The following is a 5707-nucleotide window of genomic DNA, read 5'->3' on the forward strand; positions in this document are numbered from 1 at the left end:
CCCCGTCCGCTTGCCACTTTGCACGGGCAGGCGGGATTCACCTAGAAAGAGAGAACTATCATGTCAACGCCAACCGAAACGCTTGCACCTGAGACGTCAGCAGCGGCTAAAGAGTCCTCTGAACTACAGGATCTTGCCCAAAAGCACCTCCTGATGCACTTCACCGGAGCCCGCACCTACACCGAGGCCCCTCCGACCATCATGGTCAAAGGCGAGGGATGCTGGCTGGAGGACGAAAAGGGCACCCGATACCTCGACGCACTCGCCGGCTTGTACTGCGTCCAAATCGGCTACAGCCACGGTGAAGAGATCGGGGACGCCGTCAAAGCACAGATGTCGGACCTGCCGTACTACTCCAACTGGGGCTATGCCCATCCCCCGGCAGTCCGGCTTGCCGCAAAGGTCGCAGAGCTCGCACCCGACGGCTTGGACCGGGTATTTCTCACCTCCGGCGGGGCCGAAAGCAACGAAGCTGCCATCAAGCTGATTCGCCAGTACCATCAGGCCAAGGGTGAAGGTTCCCGGATCAAGTTCCTGGCCAGGAGGAACGCATACCACGGCACATCCTTTGCGGCTTTGTCCATCAACGGCCTGACAAACTTCCGGAAGCCGTTCGAACCGCTCATGTACGGGGCCCGCCATTTCTCAAATACCAACCGATACCGGCGCCCCATTAACGAAACCGAAGAGCAGTTCACGAGCTTCCTGCTCCATGAGATTGAGGAATTGATCCACCACGAAGGCCCTGACACCGTTGCCGGTATCTTCATCGAACCGCTGCAAAACGCGGCCGGTTCAGTAACTCCTCCGCGCGGCTACGGCGAAGGTGTCCGGGCTCTCTGCGATAAATACGGCATCCTTTTGGTTGCGGATGAAGTGATTACAGGGTTCGGACGACTCGGGGAATGGTTCGGCTCTACCCGTTTTGGCATCAAGCCAGACATCATCACCTGCGCCAAGGGAATCTCTTCTGCGTACGTCCCCCTCGGCGCAATGATCGCCAGCAGCGACGTGGTCGACACAGTGCTCAACGGTCCTGCAGGAATCTACATGCATGGCCTCACCTACGGAGGAAATCCGACAGCCTGCGCCGCCGGGTTGGCCAACCTGGCCATCATGGAACGCGAAGATGTTTTGGGTAGCGTCCGACACAACGAAGATTACTTCCGAGCCAGGATGGAGGAGTTGGGCTCACTTGCCCTCGTCGGAGACGTTCGGGGTGCGGGCTATCACTGGACCCTCGAGCTGGCCACCGACAAGGACAAGCGCTCATGGGACGGCCCTATCGATGCTGCCGGCTTTGTCGCAGATCACCTGGCCCCGGCGCTGCTGTCCGCAGGCGTGCTCTGCCGGGCAGCGGTGGACCAGCAGGGAGGCGGCCCGCTTATCCAGTTCTCCCCGCCCCTTATCATCAGCCGCGACGAAATCGACTGGCTGGCAGACAGGGTAAGTACAGTGCTCAAAGAAACCGGAGCCATTCTGGCCGCCCTCCAGGCCTGAACACCTCGGATTGAAAGCCGCCAGAGGCCGACCCCTCCCGGGATACACGGCAGCTCAGCTGGTAAACCTGAAATAAGTCCGCGCGCAACACAGGCTTGCGCGTAAACCCGAAGCGGGCTCGCGCGCATATGCCGGCTGCGCGCGAGCCCGCCAAGGGCGACAAAGTTAGCGGTTTGCCCCTCCGGGAACGATGCTGAACACGAATCGCTTCCGGCAGTAAAGGACATGGCACCGGGCAGGTTCCATCTAAACCGAAGTCGTCCCTTCCGGACGCAGGGGCTTCTGTAGCAGGTCCATTTGATCCAGCAAACGATCGGACATGTCTCGTCAGGCATTCGGTCTCTAAACATGAGGAATTATCGGTGGACAGCAGCAAAGATACTGGCCTTACATCCGTCACGGGCAGCAGCCGCGTGAAGCGGGGCATGGCTGAGATGCTCAAGGGCGGCGTCATCATGGACGTCGTCAACGTCGAACAGGCCCGCATCGCCGAGGACGCCGGTGCCGTCGCCGTGATGGCGCTCGAACGCGTGCCCGCCGATATCCGCGCCCAGGGCGGCGTGTCCCGCATGTCCGATCCGGACATGATCGATGCAATCATCGCCGCCGTTTCCGTTCCGGTCATGGCCAAGGCCCGCATCGGCCACTTCGTCGAAGCCCAGGTCCTGCAGTCCCTCGGGGTGGACTACATCGACGAGTCCGAGGTCCTGACCCCGGCCGACTACGTCAACCACATCGACAAGTGGAACTTCACCGTTCCCTTCGTCTGCGGTGCCACCAACCTCGGCGAGGCCCTGCGCCGCATCAACGAGGGCGCGGCCATGATCCGCTCCAAGGGCGAGGCCGGCACCGGTGACGTGTCCAACGCCACCGGGCACATGCGCCAGATCCGGGCCGAGATCGCCAAGCTCGCCGCCCTCCCCGAGGACGAGCTGTACGTCGCGGCGAAGGAACTGCAGGCCCCGTACGAACTGGTCAAGGAAGTTGCCGCTGCCGGCAAGCTTCCCGTTGTCCTGTTCACCGCCGGCGGCATCGCCACCCCTGCTGACGCTGCCATGATGATGCAGCTCGGCGCCGACGGCGTGTTCGTGGGTTCGGGCATCTTCAAGTCCGGCAACCCGGCCCAGCGCGCCGCCGCCGTCGTGAAGGCCACCACCTTCTTCGATGACCCGGATGTCATCGCCAAGGCCTCCCGCGGCCTGGGCGAAGCCATGGTGGGCATCAACGTCGACGAGATCCCCCAGCCGCACCGCCTCGCCGAGCGCGGCTGGTAGATACGACCGGCAGCGCCCATACCAGACATAGCAGAAATTCAAGAGCAAGAATCCCCAACACTTGCCCGGACGCCGGTGCACCATCGGCCAGAAGTACTGCCGACGCTCTCACAGCCCATTCAGTTGTTCCCCCAAACCCAGGACGGCATCATGAGTCATTCCCTTGGTCGTTCCAGCGTGGACCACCCCGCACCAGTTCATTCACCGCAACCCATTGCCGATCCCCTCCGGCTTGCAGGGGAATGGCGGGCCTGCCGCGTAGGCGACGTCGTTGAAATCCGTACTGGCGACACCGTGGTTCGACGAGGGGTCCTGGAGGCTGAAATGCCCGACGGGTCTGGGATATGGATAGCCGCTAACGGCGTGGCCACGAGATCCTATTTCCATAAGGACAACGGCATGGAACTGTGGGTTCAGGCCTAGATCCGGCCGACAGTCAGTGCTGCCCCGAGGAGTGGGTGCCCGGGATTGCAGAGGCACCTGACGATAAGCATGGCTTCAGCAGGCAATGAAATCCTTTGCCGATCATGGAGAACCTGGTGTTGCTTCAGGCGGTGCAGGACGTGCCGGTGTGCAGCTGGCGGTCAGCCTCGAACGGAGCGGTCCGTGCCCTACCTCCAAGACCCGTCAACGTGGGCGTGGACCCGKTTTGAACCGGGTCCACGCCCATCGTGGATTCTGGATACCAGGCAGGTCCTTGGCCTGGTCGACGGCCCGGATCACAAGGGCATCTGACACTGGATCTTCGCCCGCCCGCTAGGCATCGCGTCTGGCGTGGAGGTCATCGCCATCGATTCCTCCACGGCCGGCGACAAGGCCTGGGCCCGCCGCATGCTCCTGCTGAGCGGCGGCGACAACCTCAGCTGCCGGGCCGCCCTCCGCCTGGAATATGTACTCACGCTTGACGATCCGAAGGTCACCCTCCAATGCCGTCTGGCAGATCAGGGAACAGCTCAGGGACCTGCTGCCACCGGCTCATAAGACGCTGCGGCTGCGAAAAACGAAATCGAGGAACTCGTGAAGAAAGCAGCACGGCCGGAAACGAACACGCTCTACCGCACCATCTGCCGGTGGTGGAAGGAGACCGAGGTGCTCATCATTACCGGCACCGCGATCGACAAGGTCGAGGCCAATAACAGCCCCATCAAAGAACATCAAACGCACCGCGCGCGGGCCAGCACAACGCACGCAATTACAAATCCGTTATTCTCTTGAGAGGTGCCGCCCGGACCGCGGCTTGACGTTCAAATCAGGGATCCCTTCCCCATGAACCGTGAAAAGCCCCCAACTAGAACTGTGGCCGGGGCATCCTGTGTGAACGGGCGCCCGGGCTTCAGGTGCGCCGGCGGCGGAAATCACTACCAAATAAAGGAAAACCGTTACAGGCAGAGGATGCGCGGGCACACCGTAGGTCAATTCTTCTGGCGCGCAATTTCCACAGGCGATCCCGGCGCTCTGTTGGTACGGGCCACGACTTCCTTGTCAACGAAATGAGTGAAGGGCGTTCCCACCCCCTTCAGTGAAACTCAGCCGGACCGGATGACTCGGAAGTGTCTCCGTAGGTGCGTAATTCGCGGGCTCCCGGTGTGGAATGGCCTTCGCACGCCAGTATTTCGGGGGCCGGGTTTAGACTGCCAGCGGGGCTTCTAGAAACTTGAACAGGGACTCGTGGAGAATGATGGGGCTCTTGTCAAAATAGGCTTGGGCAGATTCCACTTTGAGGAGTACCACCGAATGATCTCCGGCAGGAAGTTCGGCAAAGACGGAGCATTCCAGCCATAGGGAACAGCCAGGGACAATGATGGCTCCCTTATCGTTGACGCTGAAAAGGATGTCATCGAACTTGTCGGGCTTGCGCGACGCCATTCGGAGACATGTCTGCTGCTGCTCCGATCCCAAGATGGAGACACCGATCCTTTCGGCATTACGGAGAACAGGCCACGTAGTGGACGTGTGTTGAGCCGAAAAGGAAACGAGGGGTGGGTCCATGGAGACTCCTACCGTGAACGAGGAGGCAACAAGGCCCTTAGGAACTCCTTGTACCATCGCGCTGATTGCAGCTACCCCAGTCGGAAACTTTGAGAAGACCTCTTTGAGATCCAGTGATTCAGTGACAGCGAGCGTAGTCATGGCTTTCCTTCGGTCCCCTGAGCTAAAATGAAAGTGCACTTCTTTCGGAGTACACTTTCATTACAGCACTTCGTGCGAGAGAACACAAGGGGTATCTGATAAGAATCATGTCGGCCTGCAAGGGCGATAACGTTGTAAAAAGCGAGGGCTTGTGAAGTCTGAGACGCACTTCAGGTGGGCAAGGAACGCAGCGACCACGCAATCCACATCAACTGTGACCAAACGACTATCACGATCTTCGAACGCTAGGACGGAGACCAGCAGCCATCCCAGGCGCTCGAAGGGGACCCCATACGGCGGCGAGGGCGCGAAATTTTCAGGCGTAGCAGCAGACCCCGCCAGCGCCCGCGGTAAGCGGAAACATTAGCCGCCCAGGACCGACACCAAGCCGAAGCCCAGCCAAGCAGTGCTTACGCACCCCTGAGACATGACAGTAAGAAGCGAGGGGGCTTCCTACTGCCCCGCAGTTACGCTTAGGGGTTCAAGCAGGGCTGCCAAGCGGCTGGCGAGCCTAGCATCTATTGTTTTGGGGTCGCGGCGGCGGGCGTGTGTGGCGAGCACTTCGTGAACATAGATCGCGTGGACGTTCTGGGCAGTAAGGCGCGGCGGCGACGGTCGGAGTACGCCGGCGTCCTGGCCTCTGCGGATAACCCGTTCGACCAGGTCGTGCCAGCGGTCGCCCTGTTCCAAACCCCGTTGGCCGAAGTCTTCGGGGCTGAATGAGTCACGCACGTACACGTAGCCGCTGTCGGGGTCACGCTTGTAGAGCCCGGCCAGCGACGTGTACATCGTTGTGATCCTGC

General features: G+C 60.8%; 6 protein-coding genes. 4 read left to right on the forward strand and 2 right to left on the reverse strand.

From position 1 onward, the window contains the following. Nucleotides 1-60 precede the first annotated feature (60 nt). The 4 genes from AC1DKQ_RS22245 to AC1DKQ_RS22260 all read left to right on the forward strand — a co-directional run bounded on the left by AC1DKQ_RS22245 (nucleotide 61) and on the right by AC1DKQ_RS22260 (nucleotide 3989). Nucleotides 61-1500 (forward strand): aspartate aminotransferase family protein, encoded by a 1440-nt coding sequence (locus AC1DKQ_RS22245; RefSeq protein ID WP_476920258.1) that lies wholly within the window; start codon nucleotides 61-63, stop codon nucleotides 1498-1500. Nucleotides 1501-1862: 362 nt separating this feature from the next. After that, the gene (gene pdxS / locus AC1DKQ_RS22250) at nucleotides 1863-2774 is read left to right on the forward strand and encodes a pyridoxal 5'-phosphate synthase lyase subunit PdxS (RefSeq protein WP_476920259.1); all 912 of its coding nucleotides are present in this window, start codon (nucleotides 1863-1865) and stop codon (nucleotides 2772-2774) included. Nucleotides 2775-3548: 774 nt separating this feature from the next. Further along, nucleotides 3549-3755, forward strand: a complete 207-nt coding sequence (locus AC1DKQ_RS22255) for a hypothetical protein (protein WP_476920260.1) — start codon at nucleotides 3549-3551, stop codon at nucleotides 3753-3755. A 36-nt stretch (nucleotides 3756-3791) separates the two neighbouring features. Then, the gene (locus AC1DKQ_RS22260) at nucleotides 3792-3989 is read left to right on the forward strand and encodes a hypothetical protein (RefSeq protein ID WP_476920261.1); all 198 of its coding nucleotides are present in this window, start codon (nucleotides 3792-3794) and stop codon (nucleotides 3987-3989) included. Between the two features lie 411 nt (nucleotides 3990-4400). Here the strand turns inward: AC1DKQ_RS22260 and AC1DKQ_RS22265 are convergent, their stop codons facing one another. Both AC1DKQ_RS22265 and AC1DKQ_RS22270 read right to left on the reverse strand, forming a co-directional pair. Continuing rightward, entirely contained in the window at nucleotides 4401-4904 is a 504-nt protein-coding gene (locus AC1DKQ_RS22265) for a flavin reductase family protein (protein ID WP_476920262.1), read from the reverse strand. Nucleotides 4905-5357: 453 nt separating this feature from the next. Beyond that, the coding region (locus tag AC1DKQ_RS22270) for a hypothetical protein (RefSeq protein ID WP_476920263.1) at nucleotides 5358-5707 on the reverse strand (350 nt) is incomplete at its 5' end.

It is taken from the genome of Arthrobacter sp. 05L421, assembly GCF_056397785.1.